This window comes from Demequina oxidasica, assembly GCF_000975115.1.
GTDB lineage: Bacteria > Actinomycetota > Actinomycetes > Actinomycetales > Demequinaceae > Demequina > Demequina oxidasica.
On sequence record NZ_BBRE01000001.1, the window covers coordinates 401368 to 424229 of the forward strand.

At 63.9% G+C, this 22862-nt stretch carries 22 protein-coding genes and 2 tRNA genes; 15 read left to right on the forward strand and 9 right to left on the reverse strand.

Annotated features, from left to right (window positions below):
- Positions 1 to 50 precede the first annotated feature (50 nt).
- The 6 genes from AOP77_RS01790 to AOP77_RS01815 all read left to right on the forward strand — a co-directional run bounded on the left by AOP77_RS01790 (position 51) and on the right by AOP77_RS01815 (position 6199).
- Entirely contained in the window at positions 51 to 1235 is a 1185-nt protein-coding gene (locus tag AOP77_RS01790; RefSeq protein WP_062208565.1) for a mechanosensitive ion channel family protein, read from the forward strand.
- Complete coding sequence (locus tag AOP77_RS01795) at positions 1232 to 1663, forward strand: globin (RefSeq protein ID WP_062208568.1); 432 nt, start codon at positions 1232 to 1234, stop codon at positions 1661 to 1663. The genes AOP77_RS01790 and AOP77_RS01795 overlap by 4 nt, the downstream gene beginning before the upstream one ends.
- A gap of 1 nt (position 1664) precedes the next feature.
- Positions 1665 to 2549: an acyl-CoA thioesterase gene (locus tag AOP77_RS01800; protein ID WP_062208572.1), complete on the forward strand. Its 885-nt coding sequence runs from the start codon at positions 1665 to 1667 to the stop codon at positions 2547 to 2549.
- Between the two features lie 341 nt (positions 2550 to 2890).
- On the forward strand, positions 2891 to 4183 hold the full coding sequence (locus tag AOP77_RS01805) for a quaternary amine ABC transporter ATP-binding protein (RefSeq protein ID WP_062211326.1): 1293 nt from the start codon (positions 2891 to 2893) through the stop codon (positions 4181 to 4183).
- Entirely contained in the window at positions 4183 to 5127 is a 945-nt protein-coding gene (locus AOP77_RS01810; RefSeq protein ID WP_084622146.1) for an ABC transporter permease, read from the forward strand. Before AOP77_RS01805 ends, AOP77_RS01810 begins: the two co-directional genes overlap by 1 nt.
- A gap of 151 nt (positions 5128 to 5278) precedes the next feature.
- Entirely contained in the window at positions 5279 to 6199 is a 921-nt protein-coding gene (locus AOP77_RS01815; RefSeq protein WP_062208575.1) for a glycine betaine ABC transporter substrate-binding protein, read from the forward strand.
- A gap of 101 nt (positions 6200 to 6300) precedes the next feature.
- On the opposite strand, the gene AOP77_RS01820 is transcribed toward AOP77_RS01815, so the two are convergent.
- From AOP77_RS01820 to AOP77_RS01845, 6 genes are all read right to left on the reverse strand, one after another.
- Positions 6301 to 6777, reverse strand: a complete 477-nt coding sequence (locus AOP77_RS01820; protein ID WP_062208578.1) for an acyl-CoA thioesterase — start codon at positions 6775 to 6777, stop codon at positions 6301 to 6303.
- A gap of 81 nt (positions 6778 to 6858) precedes the next feature.
- Positions 6859 to 8541 carry an energy-dependent translational throttle protein EttA gene (gene ettA, locus AOP77_RS01825; protein ID WP_062208583.1) on the reverse strand — a complete coding sequence of 561 codons (1683 nt, stop codon included), beginning with the start codon at positions 8539 to 8541 and terminating at the stop codon, positions 6859 to 6861.
- A gap of 144 nt (positions 8542 to 8685) precedes the next feature.
- Positions 8686 to 9177 carry a single-stranded DNA-binding protein gene (locus AOP77_RS01830; protein WP_062208586.1) on the reverse strand — a complete coding sequence of 164 codons (492 nt, stop codon included), beginning with the start codon at positions 9175 to 9177 and terminating at the stop codon, positions 8686 to 8688.
- Positions 9178 to 9350: 173 nt separating this feature from the next.
- Positions 9351 to 10187 (reverse strand): pyrroline-5-carboxylate reductase, encoded by an 837-nt coding sequence (gene proC / locus AOP77_RS01835; protein WP_084622150.1) that lies wholly within the window; start codon positions 10185 to 10187, stop codon positions 9351 to 9353.
- Positions 10188 to 10224: 37 nt separating this feature from the next.
- A complete protein-coding gene (locus AOP77_RS01840; protein ID WP_062208591.1) occupies positions 10225 to 11640 on the reverse strand; it encodes a GTPase family protein in 1416 nt (471 codons plus the stop codon).
- Positions 11637 to 13226 carry a GTPase domain-containing protein gene (locus AOP77_RS01845; RefSeq protein ID WP_062208594.1) on the reverse strand — a complete coding sequence of 530 codons (1590 nt, stop codon included), beginning with the start codon at positions 13224 to 13226 and terminating at the stop codon, positions 11637 to 11639. The genes AOP77_RS01840 and AOP77_RS01845 overlap by 4 nt, the downstream gene beginning before the upstream one ends.
- Positions 13227 to 13391: 165 nt before the next feature.
- Here AOP77_RS01845 and AOP77_RS01850 point away from each other — a divergent pair.
- From AOP77_RS01850 to AOP77_RS01875, 6 genes are all read left to right on the forward strand, one after another.
- A tRNA-Arg gene (locus tag AOP77_RS01850) sits at positions 13392 to 13464 on the forward strand.
- Positions 13465 to 13557: 93 nt separating this feature from the next.
- Complete coding sequence (locus AOP77_RS01855; RefSeq protein WP_062208597.1) at positions 13558 to 14634, forward strand: NADH:flavin oxidoreductase/NADH oxidase; 1077 nt, start codon at positions 13558 to 13560, stop codon at positions 14632 to 14634.
- A 196-nt stretch (positions 14635 to 14830) separates the two neighbouring features.
- The gene (locus tag AOP77_RS01860; protein ID WP_062208600.1) at positions 14831 to 15298 is read left to right on the forward strand and encodes a hypothetical protein; all 468 of its coding nucleotides are present in this window, start codon (positions 14831 to 14833) and stop codon (positions 15296 to 15298) included.
- A 31-nt stretch (positions 15299 to 15329) separates the two neighbouring features.
- Positions 15330 to 15887 carry a hypothetical protein gene (locus tag AOP77_RS01865; protein ID WP_062208602.1) on the forward strand — a complete coding sequence of 186 codons (558 nt, stop codon included), beginning with the start codon at positions 15330 to 15332 and terminating at the stop codon, positions 15885 to 15887.
- A gap of 19 nt (positions 15888 to 15906) precedes the next feature.
- A complete protein-coding gene (locus tag AOP77_RS01870; RefSeq protein WP_062208605.1) occupies positions 15907 to 16476 on the forward strand; it encodes a hypothetical protein in 570 nt (189 codons plus the stop codon).
- Positions 16477 to 16656: 180 nt separating this feature from the next.
- On the forward strand, positions 16657 to 18804 hold the full coding sequence (locus AOP77_RS01875) for an acyltransferase family protein (RefSeq protein ID WP_084622151.1): 2148 nt from the start codon (positions 16657 to 16659) through the stop codon (positions 18802 to 18804).
- A 44-nt stretch (positions 18805 to 18848) separates the two neighbouring features.
- Here AOP77_RS01875 and AOP77_RS01880 read toward each other — a convergent pair whose 3' ends face one another.
- From AOP77_RS01880 to AOP77_RS01890, 3 genes are read right to left on the reverse strand one after another with little or no spacing between them, the layout of a single operon-like run.
- On the reverse strand, positions 18849 to 19619 hold the full coding sequence (locus AOP77_RS01880; protein WP_062208610.1) for a hypothetical protein: 771 nt from the start codon (positions 19617 to 19619) through the stop codon (positions 18849 to 18851).
- Positions 19616 to 20506: an ABC transporter ATP-binding protein gene (locus AOP77_RS01885; protein WP_062208613.1), complete on the reverse strand. Its 891-nt coding sequence runs from the start codon at positions 20504 to 20506 to the stop codon at positions 19616 to 19618. The genes AOP77_RS01880 and AOP77_RS01885 overlap by 4 nt, the downstream gene beginning before the upstream one ends.
- A complete protein-coding gene (locus tag AOP77_RS01890; RefSeq protein WP_062208616.1) occupies positions 20503 to 20859 on the reverse strand; it encodes a GntR family transcriptional regulator in 357 nt (118 codons plus the stop codon). The genes AOP77_RS01885 and AOP77_RS01890 overlap by 4 nt, the downstream gene beginning before the upstream one ends.
- 131 nt (positions 20860 to 20990) lie before the next feature.
- Here AOP77_RS01890 and orn point away from each other — a divergent pair, with 131 nt between their 5' ends.
- The 3 genes from orn to AOP77_RS12030 all read left to right on the forward strand — a co-directional run bounded on the left by orn (position 20991) and on the right by AOP77_RS12030 (position 22841).
- Positions 20991 to 21608 (forward strand): oligoribonuclease, encoded by a 618-nt coding sequence (gene orn, locus AOP77_RS01895; RefSeq protein ID WP_062208619.1) that lies wholly within the window; start codon positions 20991 to 20993, stop codon positions 21606 to 21608.
- A 40-nt stretch (positions 21609 to 21648) separates the two neighbouring features.
- Positions 21649 to 21721 (forward strand) — tRNA-His (locus AOP77_RS01900).
- 148 nt (positions 21722 to 21869) lie between these two features.
- Positions 21870 to 22841, forward strand: a complete 972-nt coding sequence (locus AOP77_RS12030; RefSeq protein ID WP_084622153.1) for a DUF4126 domain-containing protein — start codon at positions 21870 to 21872, stop codon at positions 22839 to 22841.
- Positions 22842 to 22862: the final 21 nt, after the last annotated feature.

Consider the following 22862-nt stretch of genomic DNA (forward strand, 5'->3'; position numbering starts at 1 on the left):
TGCCCGTGCGGGACTTTCGGCCGCAACCACAACCCGGTTACATTGGACGAGTGCTTATCTTCGACGCAACACCCAGCGCCACTTCGAGCGCCGAATCGACGCCAGGCGATGACCAACTGAACGCAATCCAAACCTTCCTTCACGAAGCCGCCAACGCTACGGTCAACTTCGCGGCGACTGTCGTCGTCGTCTTCATTTTGTGGCTCATTGCTCGCCGAGTCGTCAAGGGTGTGACGAGGTCGATTGAGGAGGGCACACCGCTGAACAACCGCAAGGCCCGCAAGGCACTTGCGAAAGCGCGGATCAAGATTCCAGACATCGACTCGACCGATGCTCGGCTCGAGGCGGAGAGACGACGACAACGCGCTGGCACCATCCGCGCAGTCCTCAACTCCACCATCACGATTCTCGCAGTCGTCGTAGTCGCCGTGTCTTTGCTGTCTGTTCTAGGCATTCCAGTGGGGCCACTCGTCGCCTCAGCCGGCATCGCGGGTGTGGCCCTTGGCTTTGGCGCACAGTCCCTGGTCAAGGACGTGTTATCTGGCGTATTCATGCTGCTCGAAGATCAGTACGGCGTGGGTGACATCGTGGACGTGGGCGAGGCGATCGGCACCGTAGAAGAGGTGGGCCTGCGATCCACGCGACTTCGTTCCATCGACGGCACGGTCTGGTACGTACCCAACGGGGAGATCCGGCGCGTGGGTAACATGACTCGACTCTGGTCGCGCGTGATGATTGAGGTTCGATTCAGCTACGACACCGACATCGACGCCGCTCGCGAGGCGATGCTGGATGCCGTGGCGTCCGCCCGTTCTGACGAGGAGATTGACCAGGCAATCCTCTCCGAGCCTGAGGTTCCCGGCATCGAGTCCTTTGAATTCAACGCCTTCATGCTGCGCCTCATGGTCCAGGTGAATCCGGCGACACAGTGGGACGTGCAACGTGCCATCCGCCGCCAAATGCGCGCCATCTTTGCCCGTCGCGGCCTGCGCCTTGCAGTTCCGGACCAGGCAATGATCTTCGACAACGACTCCAAGGCTGCGATTGGCCAGGACGTCCTCGCGGACGAATACGCAGCAATAGACGATGCTGAGGCCGCTGCCGCGGAGAAGGTGGCGAGGAGCGCAACCGACCCGACAGTTTCCGATACACCGGCCCTCCCTAAGCCGCAGGGAGACCGGCCTGGCGCGAGTGGCCGCAATATGCCCGCCGGCGACGAAGGTGGCGACGAATGAACATTGGCGACGGCCCTCCAAGCGAGGCTGAGCAGAGTTTTTACGACGCCATCGGCGGCCACGACACCTTTGTGCGCATAGTCGACACGTTCTACGCGGGAGTCGCCGAGGACACCCTCTTGCGCCCCATGTATCCCGAGCAGGACCTGACCGGCGCCAGGCACCGACTGGTGATGTTCCTGGAACAATTCTGGGGCGGGCCCACCACCTATTCCGACGAGCGTGGCCACCCCCGCCTGCGCATGCGTCATCAGCCGTTTCACATCAACCCCGAGGCGCGCGACCACTGGATACGCCACATGCGCGACGCAGTCGCTGCGGTAAACCTTGCGCCCATTCATGCCGTCACACTCATGGATTACCTGGAGCGTTCCGCTCACTCACTCGTCAATACGTTTGAAGAAACCCCCCTTCCGGAAGGACACTGACATGGATCACGTCGAGGACACTTGGGCCGACCAGGCCGTTAACTCCGGGTTGGCCGCGCTGGATCTGCGCAAGCTCAGTGAGACCGAGTTCGAGGGAGACTCGCTCCCTATGCCCGGCGGACGGGTCTATGGCGGTCAGGTACTCGCGCAGGGACTCCTCGCTGCTGGCCATACCGTGGAGGAGGACCGCCACCTGCACTCGATGCATGGGTATTTCCTGCGCCCGGGTGACGCCACCCGGCCCATTACCTTTGAGGTGGAGAACCTTCGCGATGGTCGTTCCTTCTCAGCGCGACGCACCCACGCGTTCCAGGGCGGCAAGCCCATCTTGTCGATGATCTCGTCGTTTCAGCTTCCCCAAGAGGGTCCGGAGCACTCGGTGAGCATGCCGGAAGTGCCGGGGCCAGAAACAGTGAAGTCTGGCGTCGACATTCTGTCGCCCTTTGCGGGGGATGCAACTGCCGATTATTGGCTCGAACGCACTCCATTCGATATGCGTCATGTCGAGGGCTCACTACTCTTCACGCCCGACCCCCGTCCCAAGCAGTACCAGACCACGTGGGTGCGTCTACGCAAGACCATCGAAGCGCCAGACATCCTTCACCGTGCGCTACTCGCCTTTGGGTGCGACCAGGTCATGCTCGAACCCTTGCTTCGCCGCCACAGCGCGTCGTGGAGAACCAAGGGATTGAGTTTTGCAAGCCTCGACCACGCCATGTGGTGGCACCGTCCGGCACGCGCGGACGAGTGGATGCTCTTTGTCCAGGACGCCCCCACCGCGCAAGGCGGGCGAGGCCTTGGTGGGACGTGGATCTTCTCCGAGGACGGGCGCCTCGTGGCGTCGGCTTCGCAGGAAGGAATGTTCCGCCTGCCCTCGGACCAGTAACCGGATTACTCGTATTACTGCTGGTAATACTAGGTTCGCCCGGTAGCGTTCGTTACTCATTTGCGGCAATTTCTTGACCAACGATTTGCTATTGATCAAGCAGTCTTGTTACGGTGATGGAGCCGTCTCGAGGTCCGCGTCAGTCGCGATCGAGATGCCAACGAAAAGCCCAGGCCTCGCGCTGCACCACTAGTTTGATGTGCGCGCATGGCTAGCGAGGCAGCCTCCCCAATGGTGGCGCCCAGGGGTCCGTGATTGCCGTACGACGGCTGCGAGTCCGTCGCTATGCCGAGGCCGCGAGCACCTCCGAGAAGCAATTCTTGGGAGCTGAGGTAAGCGACGTGAATGAGACTGTAGCCCTGCGTGCGCAGGGACTTTATAAAGTGTTCGGCCGCCACGCGGACGATGCCGTGGCCAAGTTGCGCGACGGCGCGAGCCGCGACGACTTGGGCGGCGCCACGGCCGCGGTCATCGACGCCTCCTTCGACGTCAAGCAGGGCGAGATCTTTGTCGTCATGGGGCTGTCCGGATCCGGCAAGTCCACGCTGATTCGCATGCTCAACGGTCTGCACCCGCAGACCGCCGGCACCGTCGAGATTGACGGCGAGAATGTCAGCGACGCCACGGCGGCCGAGTTGCGCTCCATTCGCCGCCACAAGGTGTCGATGGTGTTCCAGCACTTCGCGCTACTCCCCCACCGCACGGTGATCGACAACGTCGCCTACGGGCTCGAGATCCAGGGAATCAACAAAGCCGAGCGTCAGGCTCGCGCCCTCAAGATCACAAAGATCGTCGGCCTCGCCGGCTGGGAAGAAAAGTACCCCAGCGAGCTCTCCGGAGGCATGCAGCAGCGTGTAGGACTAGCACGCGCCCTCGCCACCGACACCGACGTACTGTTGATGGACGAGGCGTTTTCCGCGCTCGACCCCCTTATCCGCCGCGAGATGCAGGACCAGCTCCTCGAGTTGCAGTCCGAACTCGGCAAGACGATTATTTTCATCACCCACGACCTCAACGAGGCCATGTACATCGGTGATCGCATTGCCGTCATGCGTGACGGGCGCATCGTACAGATCGGTGCCCCCGAAGACATCCTTACCAATCCCGCGAATGAGTATGTCGAGCAGTTCGTGCAGGACGTTGACCGCTCTCGTGTTCTCACGGCTGAGTCCGTGATGCGCAAGCCGCGCGCCATCATTCACGAGGGCAGCGGCCCGCACGCCGCACTCACCGTGATGCGCGATGAGCAACTCTCCGCGGCGTATGTCGTCAAGCGTGATCGCACGCTGGTGGGCTGGGTGCGCGACCGCGACGTGCTCGACCTGGTGCGCAAGGGCGATCGCGATCTGTCCTCGGCCATTCAGTCGAATCACGGCGCCGTGTCTCACGACACCTCACTCGCAGAACTGTTCATTCCCTCCCTCGAGGCTGCACTGCCTCTCGCGGTGCACGACGAGCGCAACAAACTCGTCGGTGTCATCCCGCGCGTCACGCTGCTTGCGACGCTCGGCGGCGAACCAGATGCCGCCGCATCGGCGCTCTCGAGCCCTGACCCACTACCTACCGCCGTGGTGACCAAGGCCCTAGACGCGTCAGACGAAGGCGTCACCACTACCGCAAAGGTGGCTAACTGATGGATATCCGACTCAACATAGGTAGCTGGATCGCGTCATTCTTTAACTGGCTTGACGACAATGTCGCCTGGTTCTTTGATGCACTGAAGTCATTCTTTGTGACACTGTACGACGCGGTTTTCTGGCTGTTCTCAACCCCCTCCGGCTTCATCGTGGTGATCGTGGTCGCCATCGCGGCGCTGTTTGCCCGTGGCTGGAAGTTCGCCGTCGGCGTGGTCATTGGGCTTACATTCATCATGAGCGTCAACCAGTGGGATCACGCGATGGAGACCATCTCGTTGGTTCTAGTAGCTGCGTTCCTCGCGGTCCTGCTAGCAATTCCGTTAGGGATATGGGCAGCCAAGAACGACACTGTCTCCAAGGTGTTGAAGCCCATCCTGGATTTCCTTCAAACCCTGCCAGCGTTCGTCTACCTGGTCCCCGCCCTGGCGTTCTTTAGCGTTGGAGTGGCACCCGGAATCATCTCCACAATCATCTTCGCGATGGCCCCCGGAGTGCGGCTCACCGAGCTCGGCATCCGGGGCGTCGACTCCGAGGTAGTCGAGGCCGGCCAGGCGTTCGGCGCCTCGCCGCGGCGCATCCTGCGCCAGATTCAGCTGCCGCTCGCGATGCCGTCCATCATGGCAGGTATCAACCAGATCATCATGCTGTCGCTGTCCATGGTCGTCATCGCCGGGCTCGTCGGCGCAGGTGGACTGGGTGGTGAGGTGGCAAAGGCCCTCGGGAAGCTTGATGTTGGGCTCGGATTCGAGGCCGGTCTGTCCGTGGTGGCCATCGCCATCATCCTGGACCGCTTTACCGGCGCCTTTGGAAAGGGCATGGGCTTGTACTCCACGCTTGCCAATAGGCGAGCGCAAGCCAAGGCCGCCGATGAGCAGGCACGCCTCGACGCACAGGAAATCATCGACAAGGGCGTGCGCTACCCGGTAGGTATGGCCAACTAACGTCCCACAGCATCGGGAGCTCGGCCTGAGCAACACGGCCGACGCTCCACACAAACTTCGCGACCGCCTACTGCGCGGCCGCGCGCACCATGCCTCACGGCATCGGGTGCAGCACAGCAAGCGGAGATTCTGTTTGCAGGAAAGGAAACATATGTTCAAGCGCACTACCGCGATTGTCGCGGCAACTGCAGCTGCAGGACTGGTACTCGCCGGTTGCTCCTCGAGCGACGATGCCACCACCGAGCCCTCCAACTCGGCTTCCAGCACCACCGACTCCTCGGCAATGGCCGAGGGTGGCGACATCACCATGGCCGTGTTCAACGGCTGGGACGAGTCACTCGCCACCTCGCTGCTCTGGCAGTCAGTCCTGAACGACAAGGGCTACAACGTGGAGCTCGCCTACGCGGACGCCGCACCCGCCTTCCAGGGTGTAGCCGATGGCGAATACGACCTGGTCACCGACGTGTGGTTGCCTCGCACTCACGCTGAGTATGTCGAGACCTTTGGCGATGACATCGTCGAGCTCGGCGCATGGTTCGACAAGGCGGCACTCACCGTCGCCGTCAACGCCGATGCCCCCATCGACTCGCTCGCTGAGCTTGCCGACGCTGCCGACGAGTTCGACAACCGCATCGTGGGCATCGAGCCCGGAGCCGGCCTGACGGCTGCAGTGGAAGAGGCCATTCCCGCATATGGTCTCGAGGACATGGACTTCATCACGTCGTCCACCCCCGCGATGCTCGCGGAGCTGGACAGCGCACAGAAGGACGGCGAGAACATCGTCGTCACGCTGTGGGAGCCGCACTGGGCGTACGGTGCCTACGACCTCAAGAACCTTGAGGACCCCGAGGGCATTCTTGGCGATGCCGAGAACATCGTCACGTACTCACGTACCGGCTTCGCTGACGACCAGCCGCAGGTTGCCGAGTGGATGACCAACTTCAAGATGGACGCCGACCACCTCTACGACCTCGAGAACGAGCTGAACGGCTCCGAGGAAGCAGATCAGGCCGGCATTGTGTCCGACTGGATCGCGGCAAACCAGGAGTGGGTTGACTCGCTGACCGCTTAAGGTCCGCATCACCACACCGCGTTGAACTAGACGCAACAAGAGCGCCGGTCACCCTGCAAGGGGTGGCCGGCGCTTTTCGCGTCCGAGGATGGACGGAGGCGTCAGCGCTGCCGGAACTGCACAGGCGCGTCGACGTACTCGCCCCAAGCGTCGCGCTCGGCATCCGTGAGCCGGCGCGGGCGCTCGGTCGCCGCGTCGACCAGCACCAGCGTGGTCGAGGCTCGGGCGTAAACCACCTGCTCTGCGTCGCCGATGGGCGAGCGCACCTCGTAGCAAATCTCGATACTCGCGCCACCCAGGCGGCCAAGCCACAACTGCACGTCGAGGGGGCGGCGTCCGTAGGGCGCGGGCGCGAGATACTCGATTTGCTGGCCCGCTATCAGCGTGATGGTCTGGGCTCCTGGCCCACCCGCGATCAGCGCCGTCGCGTGCGAGTCATCGGCCGGCGCGGTCTCGTCTGCCCAGAAGGCCCGGATGCGAGCCTCCTCGAGCAGGCGGAGCATCTCGGCGTTGTTGACGTGCCCGTAGGCGTCGATGTCGGACCACCGCAGGGTGACGGGGACGTGAATGCGAGTCATTCCCACACGATATCCCGCACACAGGTCGGGCCCTCACAGAATGATCTGTGAGGGCCCGACGTGCACGACGTGTAGTGCGATCTAGCCGCGCGTGAGCTTGCGGTACGTGACGCGGTGAGGACGGGCGGCGTCGGCACCAAGGCGCTCGACCTTGTTCTCCTCGTACGACTCGAAGTTGCCCTCGAACCAGTACCAGTTGGACGGATCCTCCTCGGTGCCCTCGTAGGCCAGGATGTGCGTGCACACCTTGTCCAGGAACCACCGGTCGTGAGAGATCACCACGGCACAGCCCGCGTAGTCGAGCAGCGCATTCTCCAGCGAGCCAAGAGTTTCGACGTCAAGGTCGTTAGTGGGCTCGTCAAGCAGCAGCAGGTTTCCGCCCTGCTTGAGGGTCAGCGCCAGGTTGAGTCGGTTGCGCTCTCCACCGGAAAGTACTCCGGCCTTCTTCTGCTGGTCGTGCCCCTTGAAACCGAAGGTACCGATGTAGGCGCGTGACGGGAGCTCGACATTGCCGACCTTGATGAAGTCGAGGCCATCGGATACGACCTCCCACACATTCTTGTCGGGGTCGATGCCGCCGCGGCTCTGGTCGACGTAGCTGAGCTTGACGGTGGCGCCGATCTTGAGCTCGCCGCCGTCCAGCGGCTCCAGGCCCACGATGGTCTTGAATAGCGTGGTCTTACCCACGCCGTTCGCGCCGATGACGCCAACGATGCCGTTGCGGGGCAGCGTAAAGCTCAGGCCATCGATCAGCGTGCGGCCGTCGAAGCCCTTGTTGATGTCCTTAGCCTCGATGACGACGTCTCCAAGACGCGGTCCAGCGGGGATCTGGATCTCTTCAAAGTCGAGCTTCTTTCCACGCTCGGCCTCAGCGGCCATCTCCTCGTAGCGCCCCAGGCGAGCCTTGGACTTGACGCGCTTGCCCTTGGCGTTCGAGCGCACCCACTCGAGCTCCTCCTTGAGGCGTCGGCTCAGCTTGGCATCCTTCTTGCCCTGAATCGCCAGTCGCTCCTGCTTCTTTTCGAGGTACGTCGAGTAGTTGCCCTCATACGGGTACAGGCGACCGCGGTCGACCTCACAGATCCACTCCGCGACGTGATCGAGGAAGTACCGGTCGTGAGTCACGGCCAGCACGGCACCCGAGTACTTGGCCAGGTGCTGCTCGAGCCACAGCACTGATTCTGCGTCGAGGTGGTTAGTGGGCTCGTCAAGGAGTAGCAGGTCGGGCTTCTCGAGGAGAAGCTTGCACAGCGCGACGCGACGACGCTCACCCCCGGACAGGTGCGTCACGGGCGAGTCCGGCGGCGGGCAACGCAGCGCGTCCATTGCTTGCTCGAGCTGCGAGTCCAGGTCCCAGGCATCTGCGTGGTCGAGGAACTCCTGCAGCTCGCCCATCTCCGCGAGCAGTTTGTCGTAGTCCGCGTCCGGGCTGGCCATCTCTTCGGAGATCTCATTGAAGCGCTGAAGCTTCTCCATGGTCTCGCCGGCGCCCTCCTGGACGTTGCCCAGGACGGTCTTCTCCTCGTTGAGGGTGGGCTCCTGCATCAGGATGCCGACGCTGAAGCCGTCGGACAGCCGAGCCTCGCCGTTGGACGGCTGCTCGATGCCTGCCATGATCTTTAGGATCGTGGACTTACCTGCGCCGTTGGGTCCGACGACGCCAATCTTGGCGCCCGGCAGGAACGACATGGTCACGTCGTCAAGAATGACCTTGTCGCCGTGCGCCTTGCGCGCCTGATGCATGGTGTAAATGAACTCAGCCACTGATACTCCGTAAGGTCTGGGGTTGGCGCTCGCGCGCCCGAGTGGGATACCTGTACAGCCTACGCGGTTGAGCCCCCACACCCCAGCGCGGGCCGGCAGCTACTCGCCGCCGTCCCGCGCGGGGCCGCCCCTTCGGTGAAGGTCCTAGGCCGCGGCCCCTTCCAACTCGGCGCTGTCCTCCTCGGCCGCCGCCAGCTCCTCGCTCAACTCAGCGGCGTCATCGCCAGAGCTATCCGTGGCATCGGGCGACGGCTTTGGCTCGGCATCGGCGTCCTCGGCGGTTGCCCGCGTGAAGTCAGCCACTCCTCGGGTCAGGTCGTGACCCACGGTGATGGCATCGAGCACCAGGTCAGTTCTTGGGCCGTCCTGCGCCTCCCACTCATTGGTCTTGAATCGTCCGGTCACACTGACCGGCTGACCCTTCGCGATCGATTTCGACACCATCGTGGCCGCCGCTCGAAACACGCGCACCGAGAACCATTCGGTGCGTCCATCCACCCAATCGTTCTTGTCGCGATCGAAGTACCGTGACGTCGACGCGAGTCGGAAAGTGCACATATTGACGCCCGATGCACTGAGCACGAGCTTGGGGTCGGTTGCTGCCCATCCTGAAACTGTCATGGTGAGGTCATTCATGGCGCCCTCCTTTGACGCTGTCGCTATCTGCGACTGAGTCAAGGCTGGCTCGCGATGCGCCCACCTCGCGGAACACCTCCAAAAGCGGAGGAGTCCGCACCTACGCGTTGGGCCTGGGGACAACAGTTCCGAGCGAGAATTGGCCATGCGGCGCGACCTTGCGGGCCAATAGGCTAGGCCGGCTTGCCCATCGACTTGGCCTTGGCCGTCGCGGCGGCAATTCCGGCGCCAATGATCGCCTTCAATTCACGCTCGTCGAACACGGCGATCGCCTCTGCGGTGGAGCCGCCAGGGCTGGTCACCTCGCGCCGCAGGTCCGCCGGTTCGCGGCCCGTGGACTCGAGGTATTCGATGGCCCCGCCGATCATGGCGGGCACCACGCGTGCAGCGAGCTCGGCGGACAGCCCCTGTTCAGCCGCCGCAGCGCGCAGCGCCTCGACAAAGTAGTAAACGTGAGCGGGGCCTGACCCGACGACGGCCGAGAAGGCGTCAATCAGGTCTTCGTCGAGCACCTCTACGGATCCCGTGGGCGCGAGGAGTGCAGCAGCGCGCTCAAGCACGTCTGGTGCCGTTCCAGGCACAGCGGCGATGGCGGTCACGCCGCGGTTCACGGCCACGGGGGTGTTCGGCATCGCTCGCACGACGTGGACGTGAGAGGGAAGCGCCGCCGTGAGGGTCTCCAACGTAATACCGCCGGCAACACTGATGACCAGGGTGCCCTCGGTGAGCGCGGGCGAGATTGCCTCGGCAAGTTCCACAATCGCGTATGGCTTGACGCCAAGGATGACCGCGGCGGCTCCGTCGACCGCGCACATGTTCGCATCGGGGGCATCGGCCAGCGACTCGTGCGAGACATGACCCACCCCCTCAATCCACGCGGGTCGCGAGGAGCCAGTCGTCAGCCGAATCTGCGGCGAGTCGGCCTGACTCGCGATTCCTTGCGCAATGGCTCCCGCCATGTTTCCTGCACCGAGGAAAGCCGCTGGTCCTTGGGTAGCTGGTTGAGCCATCGTGCACCGCCTTCGTAATTGAGTCCCGCCGCGTCGCCTACTCGAGCTCAGTCAGCTCGTCCAGCACGCGGTAGGCCTGGTGGATCATCTCGGTTGGCTCGATGACCAGGGGCGTCACTACCTGTCGCACGGCGTTACGTCCCATCTTCAGCACCTCTTTGGATGCGGAGGAGCCGTTGGTCGCCCGCGACAGCCATCCGCGAACGCCGCCTACGTGGGTCACCTCGGGCCACTCGAGCGAGCTCATGGTCGCGTTCAGTTCGTCCGTGAGTTTAAGCGCGCCCACGACGGCCTCGCCCACCACGATTCGCCACGACACAGGCAGGCCGGTCGTCGCCTCATCCACCCAGTCCAAGCGCTCGCGCTCAACCGCGGCCAGCGGAACAGGGCGCAGCGGCGGAACGGTCTTTGCACGGCCCGCAGCAACTGCTGCTGCGGCCTCCGCGCGCGCGTCTACTCCCGCCGCCCGGGCGAGCGCGCCCACAAACTCTTCGATGTCGGGAACGCTCGGCTCGGCGTCGCGCGACAGGGCGCGCGCCAGGTCACGGCCTGCGGAGACGAGGTCTGCCCGTACGGCCTCCGCCGCTACGGTGCGCTGCGCGGCCGCGCCGGCGAGCTCGGCTCGCAGCACGTCCATGCCCTGGCCGGTCTTAGCGCTCACCGGAATCACCGGCACGTGCGTGAGCCCATCCTCCTCGAGCAACTTCTGGAGGTCCTTCGCGACCTCCCACGCATCTGCGGTGGACAGCCTGTCAACCTGGTTCAGCACCACGAGCGAGGGCTGACCGTGGTCACTCGCCACGCGTAAGTACGCCTCGTGCAACGCGTTGTCCGCGTACTTCTGCGGGTCCACCACCCACAGCAGCAGGTCCGACATCGGCACGATGCGGTCCACCACCGCGCGGTTGGCCGACTCCACTGAGTCGTGGTCGGGTAGGTCCAGCAGGATCAGCCCACCAAGGGAGCCATTTTGGGCAGCATTGCCGGTGCCACCGTGGTGGGAGACAGTTTGGGGATACGCGTCCGGCGTCGGCGACGAGGGTATATCGACTTCCTCGACAGCAGGTGCCACAAACACCTCGACCGCGAGCCGTCGTGCTGGGGCGACCTCGAGCCAGTCGAGCAGCGCTTCGGCAGGCGCCCCAAAGGTCACCGAGCTCGTGTGCGAGGTCGTGGGGCGCGCGACGCCGGGGATGGCAAAGTCCTCACCGGCCAGCGCATTGAACAAGGTTGACTTGCCGGAGCCTGTGCCGCCCGCGAGCGCGACCACCGTGTGGTCGACACCCAAGGCGAGGCGCTCGTCGCAGCGCTGAATGGTGGCATTGACCTTGCCGCGAACATCGACGGGGATGGCTTCCTTGGCCCACTCCATCGAGGACCGCAGCCTGTCGACGCGGTCCTGCAGGGTGGACGTCTCGTCGCGCGGGGCGACGTGCTGGAACGTGGGGCTCACAGCAGACCCCGAAGTTCAGCGCGGCGCAGGCGCACGCGCGCCGACGCGTCCGGCATCAGCGAGGCTACGTCGGTGGGCTTCATCATGTCCAACGCCTCGCGGTTAATTGCGTAGCGGCGGGCGGCAGCGAGCTCCTCGCGGGCTCGTTCTAGCGCCTCCGACATCGACGGCGCCACCAGCAGGGACAGCGCGGTGCGGGCGGCTTCAACCCCGAGTGCCGCCGATGCCATGGTGGTCTTCAGTCCAGGCTCACCGACCACGGCGATGCCGTGCTCGGCGCCCGGCAGGTTTGTGACGATCTCGTCGCACTTAGCCATCCAAGCCCGAGTGGCATCGGCCGCTGCCCTTTCACGCGAGGTGCGGGCGTCGCGGGGGTCTCGCTGGGACGCAAGCCACTGGCCGGCCCCGCCATCGTCGCCTGCGAGCGCCGCCACCATGGCATCGGACGCCGATGCCGCGGAGAAGGTCAGCGATGCCTCGACAGCCTCGATGACGTCCCGTTCGATCTCGTGCAGTGCCTTCTCTCGCGCCTCCCGAGCGGTGCGACGCTTGGTCCACAGCGAGTTGCGCAGGCGAAAGAGCGCGCCGCCTTCCGCGGTCGACTGCTCCCAGCGTGAACTCACCGCTCCTGTCGGAATCTCGCGATACCAATCCGTGCCGCCCTCGGCCTCGGCCTGGGCCGCGCATCGGCGCACCTCAGAACGCACGTCCTTGGCGACGGAGGCTTGGTCGTCCATGGCCTCGGCCAGCGTTTCCAACCACTCCTTGACTGACTCGGTGGCGCCGTGAAGTGTCCGCTCCACAATGGTGGCGGCCGATGCGGCGGCCACGGAGTCGAGCCAGCGGCCAAGTCCACCCACCACGTCCTGCGGTACCGTGCCGCGCGAGTCCGCGTCCTCGGGGATGACAAAGAGCGGAAGAGTCTCGAGCCCCTCACCCCTGAGCCGGTCCACGAGCTCCCGGCGCACCTGGGCAGCCACGTCCATACTGACGCGGTTGAGAACGATGGCGATCGATGCGCCGCGGTCGGCCCCCTGACGGATGGCATCCCATGGCACGGCGTCGCCGTAGCGAGCCGCCGTCGTGACAAACACCCAAAGGTCCGCGGCCTCGAGCAACATCTGCGCCACTTCACGGTTCTCCCCGCGCACCGAGTCGAGGTCGGGAGAGTCGACAATCGCTAGTCCGCGCGGCACCGCTTCTGTCGCGATCACATCGGCGCGCTTGGCTACCTCGCTGAGGACGGCGCCGTCGAGCGGATGATGGAACACGTGAGGCACCATCGTGGTGGGGCGCAGCACGCCCGATGCCGTGAGCTGCTCGCCCAGCAACGCGTTCACCACGGTTGACTTGCCGGCGCCGGTGGAACCCGCGACCACCACGATGGCGGGCGATGCCTCCTCGCGCACGCGCGGAATCAGGTGGTGGTCGAGCTGGTCAAGCATCTTCGCGACGAGCTCGGAGATCTCCTGCTCGTTCTCGGTTGGCAACGGCAGTTCGACCTCAGAGACCACGCGTCGCGTGTCTACCAAGGCGTCAAGAAGCGCACCGGGGTACGCCCACGTCTTGATGGGCCGAATACTCATGCGTGCCGCGCGCCTCCTTACAAAGCCAGCACAAGGTTATCGCGCCTGGCTTTACGTACAGTTCACCACCGAACACACAGATCGCGCGCGGCGGGCCTCGTTCACGTTTGCGCCGTCGTCCCGATAATCTAGTGCGGTGACTCGGCCCGAGTGGCCAGGACGCACGCCCCCGTAGCTCAAGGGATAGAGCAACGGCCTTCTAATCCGTAGGTTGCAGGTTCGAATCCTGCCGGGGGCACCGTGAGTACTGCCAGTACGCCTGTGACGCGGAATAGACATCGCCTATCCGAGGTTGCTCGAATCAGTTCCCCTTCACCACTGAAAGGCCTTCATGCCCACGTCAGCCCTGTTCTCCCCCATGACCCTGCGCTCGAAGACGTTCCGCAACCGGCTCTGGGTTGCGCCGATGTGCCAATACGCCGTGGAGGAGAGGGACGGGACGCCCACCTCGTGGCACCTGGTTCACCTAGGTTCACAGGCACGTGGCGGAGCCGGGTTGGTCTTCTGCGAGGCCACGGCGGTAGTCCCCGAGGGCCGCATCTCCGCATGGGACACCGGCATTTGGAACGATCAGCAGCGAGACGCGTGGGCCGGCATCGTTGAGTTCATTCACTCTCAGGGCGCGCAAGCCGGCATGCAGCTCGCGCATGCCGGCCGCAAGGCGTCGACGTACCGAGAGGGAGCCGGTACCGGCACGATGCCGGAGTCAGAGGGCGGCTGGCAGGCTGTCGCGCCGTCCGCGGTCGCCTTTGACGGGTACGACATTCCACGCGAACTGTCTGTCGAGGAAATCGGCCAGATCGTCGCGTCGTTCGGCGTGGCTGCTCAGCGCTCGCTAGACGCGGGGTTCGACGTCCTTGAGGTGCACGCCGCGCACGGCTATCTGCTGCACGAGTTCCTCTCCCCCCTGTCAAATAAGCGCACCGACGAGTACGGGGGATCGCTCGAGAACCGCGCCCGTATTGTGCTCGATTCCATCCGCGAGGTGCGCCGGGTGGCGGGCGAAGGTGTCCCCGTGTTTGTGCGCTTCTCGGCGACGGACTGGGTCGAGGGTGGGTGGACCGTCGAGGAAACGGCCACCGTCGCGGCGTGGGCCAAGCAGGCGGGCGCCGACCTCGCCGACATCTCCAGTGGCGGCTTGACGGCGGACGCGAAGATCACCGCTGGCCCGGGCTACCAGGTTCCCTTTGCCAAGCAGGTTCGCGAGGCTGGCATTCCTGTGAGTGCGGTGGGGCTCATCACCGATGCGGCACAGGCAGAAGAGATCGTGGCGAGCGGACAGGCGGACGCTGTCATGTCTGGGCGAGAGTTCCTGCGCGACCCCCATTTCGCACTGCGTGCGGCTCACGAGCTGGACGTCGAGGTCGAATGGCCTACGCCTTACGCCCGTGGAAAGTGGCACCGCTAGCCGCGACGCCACATCTTTACGGGCCCCGGTAGGGCTTCCGTGCCACCCGTGTAGGGGGCAGTAATCGTGTGCCAAGGTGACATTTAAGTAACGGCACAGTCCGTCCGGTTGTGGACGCACGGCGAGCGTGCCAGGCTCGACCGTATGCGTTACCCGCGAACGGCAGGGTCATGGGGACGCCGATGCTGGGGGCATCATGAAGATCCGATTCGCAACACCCATCGCTATTGCTTTTGCCACTGCGACGTTACTGACAGCGTGCAGCAATCCGCTTGACGACCTTGGCGATAACATCGCCGAGGCAGGTGCAGAGAAGGTCGCTGAGGGCCTCACCGGCGTCGACGTCGACCTCGACCTCGACGGATCTGGGGCGTCTCTTCCCGATGACTGGCCCTCAGAGGTCGTCATTCCCGACGGCAAGATCGTGGCCGCGTTCTCCGCTGAAGGATCCCACGTTGTCCAGATGGTTGTCGCTGGGCCGGAAGCCCTTGACCAGATGGTGTCAAATCTAGAGGACGCCGGCTTTACGGACGGCGGATCATCGGCCTTTGGCGATCTGGTCGTGAGAATTATGCAGAACGATGACCTCGCCGTGAGCATCGGCTACACGGAATCAGGTGACGAGCACGGCCTGAACATGACTGTCACGCGCATCGAGGAATAGCACGCTACTGCAACGATCTCGAGGAGAGTTAATGACCCGCCCCACTACCATTACCCGCGCAGCCGCGCTCTTGGCGACCCTCACCCTGGTTGCTGGGTGCTCGAGTGGATCTGACGCCGAGTCCGCGGACGATGCCGCCAACGTTGAGGTCACGTCATCTGCCGAAGGCAATCCTGACGACGCCGCGGGAGATGGCGACGGAGTGGAGAATGTCGACCAGCCCGACTCCGACCCCACCGTGGCTAACGGTGCGACAACAGCAGACGATGCCCCGACCGGCTCTGACGACGAACTGCCGGAGGGCCTGCCCGTTCCCAGCATTCAGGCGGATCATACGCAGTCGTTCCCGCCGAACTTCTGGATCCGCGAGTACTACGACGGTGTCGACGAGGCCGTTTACGCGGACCTCATGGCGGATCTGGAGAGCGCCGGCTACACGGTGACGTCTGAAACCGACGGGATCGTCGGGACCACCACGGAGATGTCGAACGGCAGCGAATACCTGGTCAAGGTTGACTTCGTCAATGCGCCACCAGACGTCACGATTTCCTACTACGTCTTCACTGAAGACTTTGCCCCGAGCGCCTAGAACTTCCAAGGAGAAGACCATGACAATTACGGCCAAAATCTCGTCCATCACCATCGCGGGCCTCGCGGCGAGCATGCTTGCTGGATGCGGCGGGAGCGACAGCAGCACCGACGATGCGGCCGTTGACGACACCGCTCCGGTGGAATCGACCGACGCGCCCGAGTCCGATGGGGAAGCGGCGGACGACGACCTGCAAGCAAAGGCCGACGCCATTCTCGAGAAGCTTGCCGAGGACAGCGATTCTGGCGACTCCGGAGACTCGGGCGACAAGGTCACGGCCGGCTCCTTGCCTGCAGAGTGGCCGGCCGAGGTGCTCACTCCCAGCGATGACATTCTCATTGCCACGTGGACTGAGCTCGGTGGGTCCTCCTTGGGTAACGCGACGTTCTATGTGGCAGACGCCGCGGCTCAGGAGGCCTACTTGGACAAGCTGGCCTCCTCGGGCTTCACCGTTGAGGAGAGCGCCACTCAGCCAGTGGACGGAGTCATGTACACCGCGAAGTCCGCGGATTGGCTCATGAACGTCATGAACGACGACCTCGACGGAAATGCGGCCGTCCTGCTCATCAATGTGTCACCGCTGAGTTAGCACGCGACAAACCGAGGCGCACCGTCGTTTACCGTACGACAGTCTCCACAAGCCGTTGCCTTTGGCGGGGCCCCGCCAAAGTATCCGTGCGGCGAGGCGCACTCACAGCATGGCGTTCCGGTTGATAATGGAGTGACCAGTTTCCCCGTGGAGGGGAGGCATTAGCAGCACGAGGACTCCATGCCACGGCCAGTAACATCAGCCGGCCGTTATAGGCCCGGTCTAGATGGCATTCGTGCTTTCGCGGTTGCTGGGGTCCTTGCTTATCACTTCGACGCTACCTGGTTGCCTGGCGGCTTACTCGGCGTGGGCGTGTTTTTCACACTCAGCGGGTTCCTGATCACATCGATCCTCATGTCCACGTGGGAGCGGCGCGGGAACCTCAACCTTGGCGACTTCTGGTTGCGACGCGCGCGGCGCCTCTTTCCCGCGCTCGTGCTCGTGCTGGCGTCGGTCGTCGTCGCTACCCTGATCGTGGCCCCTTCACAACTCGGGGCCAGGCTTCGCGACTCTTTCGCCGCCGCGTTCTACGTCACCAACTGGGCTGACATTTTTAGTGGCAACTCGTACTTCGAACAGACCGCTGGCCCCTCCCCCTTTGACCATCTGTGGTCGCTCGCCGTCGAAGAACAGTTCTACCTGATCTGGCCTTTGATACTTCTTGCGCTACTCCACCTCCGCCGCGGCCAATACGTTCGCGTCGGCATCTTGACGAGCGGCCTGGCAGCCCTCTCGTTCGTACTCATGTATTGGCTCACCGAGCCTGGCTTCGACCACACACGTGTCTACGAGGGCACCGACACCCGCGCGGGCGGGGTGCTCGTCGGCGCGGCGCTGGCCATCTTCCTTCACGCCTCCCGCACTCAATCGGCGCGGCTCGGAGTTCCCGCGTGGGACGAGCGACCGGCACCGCAGTGGTTGGACGTTGTTGGCGTAGCCGGCCTGGCCGTCATCGCGTACCTAGCCGTCACAACCGACGAGTACTCGACTAGCTTGTACACGTACGGCATCCTGGTGCTGTCAATCGCCACCGTAGCCGTCATCGCCGCGGCCGCGCACCCAGGCTCAAGGGTGGCGAAGTGGCTGTCAGTCGCTCCCCTGAGGTGGGTAGGCGAGCGGTCCTACGGCATCTACCTGTGGCACATGCCCATCATCGCGCTCATGCCTGCCGCGTTCCTAGCTGATCAGCCGTGGCTGCGTAGCAGCCTCGCACTCGCGCTCACCCTCGCCCTCGCAACCGCGAGTTGGGCCCTGGTGGAAAACCCGATTCGCATCTACGGTCTGCGTGCATCCCTGCAGCGCTCATTCCGATCGCCCCTGTCGCCGGTGAAGGTGACTCCCGGCGTGGGCGCCCAGCACGTCCACAGCACCTACGCTGATGGAGAGGCGGATGCCCTGCGCCTCGGTGTCAGGCCCCCGCGTGTTCACGCGTTGGTCGGGAGCGTCATGGTTGTCGCCATGGGCGCATCCCTCGTGTCGTGTAGCGCAGTAGTTTCAAACTCCTCTGAGGCGCAGCTGGCATCGAGCCAGGCCCCTGCCGCAGAGGTGTCGGAGTCCACGAGCCCCACACCCGGGCAGAGCACGCCGACCCGGAGTTCTTTGCCCTCCGAGCATGTCCCCCCTGTCGTTGCCGACACCAGTGCCACTCCTAAGTCCACACCTGATGACAAGGTGTCGGCAATCGCCGATCCTCCAACGTCAGCAACCATGACGTCATGCAAGGAAGTAGTGCACGTGGGCGACTCCACGTCGCTTGGACTAATCCCCGGCGGCGGCCTCAGCGAATCCAACCAAGTCATCGCACAGTACGAGCGCGTGGGCGTCGACGACGCCTCGACGGACGTTAAGGGCGCACGCTCCATTGTGGAGCGCTGGCACGATGAGCCCAACGCGCAGGAAGCAGTCAAGGCAAAGATCGACTCGGGCTACACCGGTTGTTGGGTGATCGCGATGGGCACCAACGAGGTCGCTAACCAGGCTGTGGGTGGTTCTTACCCACTTGCCAAGCGTATTGACCTGATCATGGACGAGGTAGGCGGTGCGCCCGTGCTGTGGCCCACCGTCAAGACTCTGAAAACCAAGGGCCCATGGGACGACTCCGGCATGACTGAATTGTCCGACGAGCTCAAGGCCGCGTGTGAGCGCTACCCCAATTTGCGAGTTTATGACTGGCGCTCCGAGGTCAAGGACAAGTGGTTCATCAACGATGGCATCCACTTCACCAGCACGGGATACACCGAGCGCGGCAAACGGATCGCCGATGCTCTAGCCAACGCGTTCCCCGAGGGCGGCCAGCCGTCTAGCACGTGCTTCGTCTCCTCTGACTAGAAGAAAACGAGACCAAGCCGGCCGATGCATCGGCCGGCTTGGCGTTAGGCGCGCGGCGTAGCGCGCCGCAGGAACAGGAAACCGGCCCCCGCGCACAAGAGCGTCACGGGCAGCGTGGCTGCGGCGACCTGCACGGGCGAGTGGTCAGTGAGGTAGCCCCAGACAATTCCCCACGAGTTGGACGTGGTAATTAGCCACGCCGCGCCCACCAGCAGCACCGCGAGTCCCAGGAAAAACGCATACATCCCGTATGCCTTCCAACGGACCCATACCGTCGCGACAGCTGCCCCAAGGAAGAAGAACAGCAACAGGGTCATCACAAAGATGCCCCACACGGACATGAGCGGCTGATCAACCAGTCCCCACGGCGCAAAGAACGCCGCGTTCATCCCCCAGCCGTCAGTCATTCTTTCGATGCCCGCCATGACGGTGATCCCTGTGCCGTAGAGCAGCGACAGGCAGACGAAGTACAGCGAACTGCCCAGGTAGAAGTCTCGCCGCGTCACGGAAAAGCCCAATGCAAAGCGGAACGTGAGGTTCATGGCCTGCACCGCGGTGATCATCATAAATATGGCGATCCAGCTGATTCCCCCGTTGTATTGAAAGGCGTCCGGATCGAGGTTCTGCAATCCCCCAGCTGCCTTGACGACGATCAGTTCGATCGCGATATTCAGGCCGAAGATGATAAACGTGATCACCCACGGCACCACGAGCGTGGGAAGTGGGTTGGCGACGTGCAGACGAACAACGTTCCCGATGCGTTGCAGTGCTGCGGGTGCAGTCGGCGCAGCGGCGGTATTGGCTATGGCGGTCATGCGACGTTCTCCTCTGGAATGTGGGCGCCGCCCGTGCGGCTCACGATGAGTTCCTGCAGCGAGACCGTGCTGGCCTCCAGGCCGGCCGATGCTGCGGCCCGGCGGTCGGCCTCGCTCAGTCCCGCGACGGTCACCGTGGCGAGCCCGCCCAAGCGAGACCTGTCGAGTACCTCGCGCCCCGCGACAAAGGCATCGATATCCGCGGCCCTGCCGGCGAGGGTAGTGGCCGAGGAGCGCAGTTCGTCGGCATCGGCGTCAATCACAAGTTTGCCGTTGTCAATGACGAGGACTCGCTGCAGCAGGTTCGCCGCTTCGTCGATCAGGTGGGTCGACATCACGACCGTGCGCGGGTGCTCCGCGTAGTCCGTCAGTAAGTGGTCGTAGAACCGGTGGCGGGCTACGGCGTCGAGCCCTGCGTAGGGCTCGTCAAAGAAGGTGAGGTCGGCGCGAGAGGCGAGACCTACGATCACGCCGATGGTGCTGCGCTGGCCTCTGGACATCTTCTTCATTGGCCGGTCAAGCGGCGCCCCAAAGTCAGCGGCCAGCGCGTGCGCAAAGTCGCTGTCCCAGTTGCGAAAGAACCACGGCGCTGACTTCAGGACGTGCTTGCCCTTAAAACCGTCAGGGTAGGCCTGGGATTCCTTGATGAAGCACACGCGGCTCAGCACGTCGGCGTTCTCCACTGGCGACTGACCAAAGAGTCGTATAGTGCCGCTGGTCGCGAAGTCCTGTCCGGTCAGCAGTTGCATCACGGTGGTCTTGCCGGCGCCGTTGCGACCCAACAAACCGTGGATCCCCCCCTCCTCGAGCGCAAAGCTGGCGCCGTCTACGGCGGACACCTTTCCGTAACGCTTGGTGAGGTTGTCGACCTCGATGATGTTGGTCATCCGTCCATCTCCTTGCTGGTCATTTTCTGTAGTTCAGCGTTTGTGATGCCGAGAGCTCGTGCCTTGGCCGCGAGCGGCGCGACGTATGCGCTCTGGAACTCTGCGCGGCGCTGTGCCAGCAGCGCGGCTCGTGCTCCGTCGGCCACGAACATTCCAATGCCCCGGCGCTTGATGATCAGTCCGTCGTCTACCAACATGTTCACTCCCTTGAGTGCAGTCGCCGGGTTAATGCGGTGAAATGCCGCGAGTTCATTGATCGACGGCACCCGGGACTCTTCCGGCATCGAACCGTCGAGGATCTGCGCCTCAAGGCTTTCCGCGATCTGTTGAAAGATCGGCCGCCCGTCGTCCATGCTCGCCCCTGTCGGTTGGTTAGTTACTAGACCAACTAACCATGGCATCGCCTCCCTGTCAATAATTGGCAGGCGCAGCCGTAGGTCATGAACGGGACCTGACTATGGGTGGGGTTCGTTAGAGTGCAGGTATGCCTGACGTACCCCTCGTATGGATCGACTGTGAAATGACCGGCCTGGACATCGAAGCCGATGCCCTGGTTGAGGTCGCCTGCCTCGTCACCGACGCTGAGCTCAATGTGCTTGGCGAGGGAGTCTCGGTCATCATCAAGCCATCACCAGCGGCACTGGCGCAGATGGGCGACTTTGTCACCAACATGCACGTTGAGTCGGGCCTACTTCCCGAACTCGCCGGCGGCACGACCATGGAGGACGCGCAACGCCAGGTGCTCGAGTACGTGCGCGCCCACGTCCCGCATGGCAAGGCCCCGCTCGCCGGCAACACAGTAGGCATGGACAAGATGTTCCTGGATCGCGACATGCCAGAACTCATGGACCACCTGCACTACCGCGTCGTGGACGTCAGCTCCATCAAGGAGCTCGTGCGCCGTTGGTACCCGCGGGTATTCTTCAACGCCCCTGATAAGACGGGTAATCACCGCGCCCTAGGCGACATCCAGGACTCCATTCGCGAACTGCGCTACTACCGCGAAGTGGTCTTTGTGCCGCAACCCGGGCCGGATTCCGATGCCGCGAAGGCGGGTGCCGCCGCAGTGAGCGACGACCCGGCGTCGTCGACACCGGCGTAATCAAGGTACACTTTTCGCTGGCTCGCTTATGCGGCCGATGGTGGCTATAGCTCAGGTGGTAGAGCACCTCGTTGTGGTCGAGGGGGTCGCGGGTTCAAGTCCCGTTAGCCACCCACAAGTACGAAGACCTCGGAACCTCACGGTCCCGAGGTCTTCGTCGTTTTACTGCCCATGGCGCGAACCCACTCGACGTGGTCGTGAGCGCTCAGGCAGGCTATCGTTGAGCGGACGCCACCAGATGGGGCGGCAGGAGGACAACGCATGATTGCAGCACTTACGGGCGCGGGCCTAGCAGCCGCGGCAGGGCTCAACGCCTTCATCCCGCTTGTCATTGTGGGCCTTTTTGCGCGCTTCACGTCTTTCATTGATCTACCCTCGCAGCTCGCGTGGCTGGAGTCATGGCCCGCAATCATCATCTCGCTGGCGCTGCTCGCGCTGGAGTTGGTACTCGACAAGATCCCCGGCGTCGACCACGTCAATGATCTTCTGCAGTCAATTGTGCGGCCTGTAGTCGGAGGAATCATCTTCGCGGCCGCAGCGGCTTCGACGGTGGTCGACGACTCAAACTTCTGGAAAGAGAACCCGCTCATCGCAGGTGTCGTGGGTGCCCTCATCGCAGCGGCGGTGCACACGGGCAAGGCCGCCTCCCGACCAGCCGTGAACGCCGCGACTGGCGGCACCGGCGCGCCGCTCGCGTCGTTCGCCGAGGATGCCACTGCCGTGGCGCTGAGCCTCATCGCGATCTTTGTCCCCATCCTGGTCTTCTTCATCTTCATCGGTATGGGATTCGCCTTCTACCGCATCATTACCACCGGGCGGCGCCGCCGCCGCCGCCGACTCGAGCTTGAGGCCGAGGGCCGCGCGGAACGCGAGGCCGAGGCGCTAGCCTCCGGGCGTGGATCCTGGTGGCGCCGTCGCTGGCGTGAGGGCCGCGACAAGGAGCCCCGCGCCCCCCGTGACCGCAGCACCTCCAAGTCGTCCAAACTGCGCGACTCGCTCAGTTCGTCCACGCTGGCGGCTAAAACCCGGGCGGCAAAGGCGGGCGTCAGCAAGTCCACGCTAAGTAAGTCGCGTACCGCCAAACTTGCTGGAGGGTCGCGGCGCGAGCGTCGTGCCGCCGGTGCGGACCCCTCGGTTCACTCCGCAGCCGATGACGCGGCGGCCGGTTCACACAGCGCTGGCGTGGTCGACGCCCCAGAGAGCACCGACCTTCGTGCCGAGCGCGACAACTAGTCCGGCGTCGGCACCCCAGGA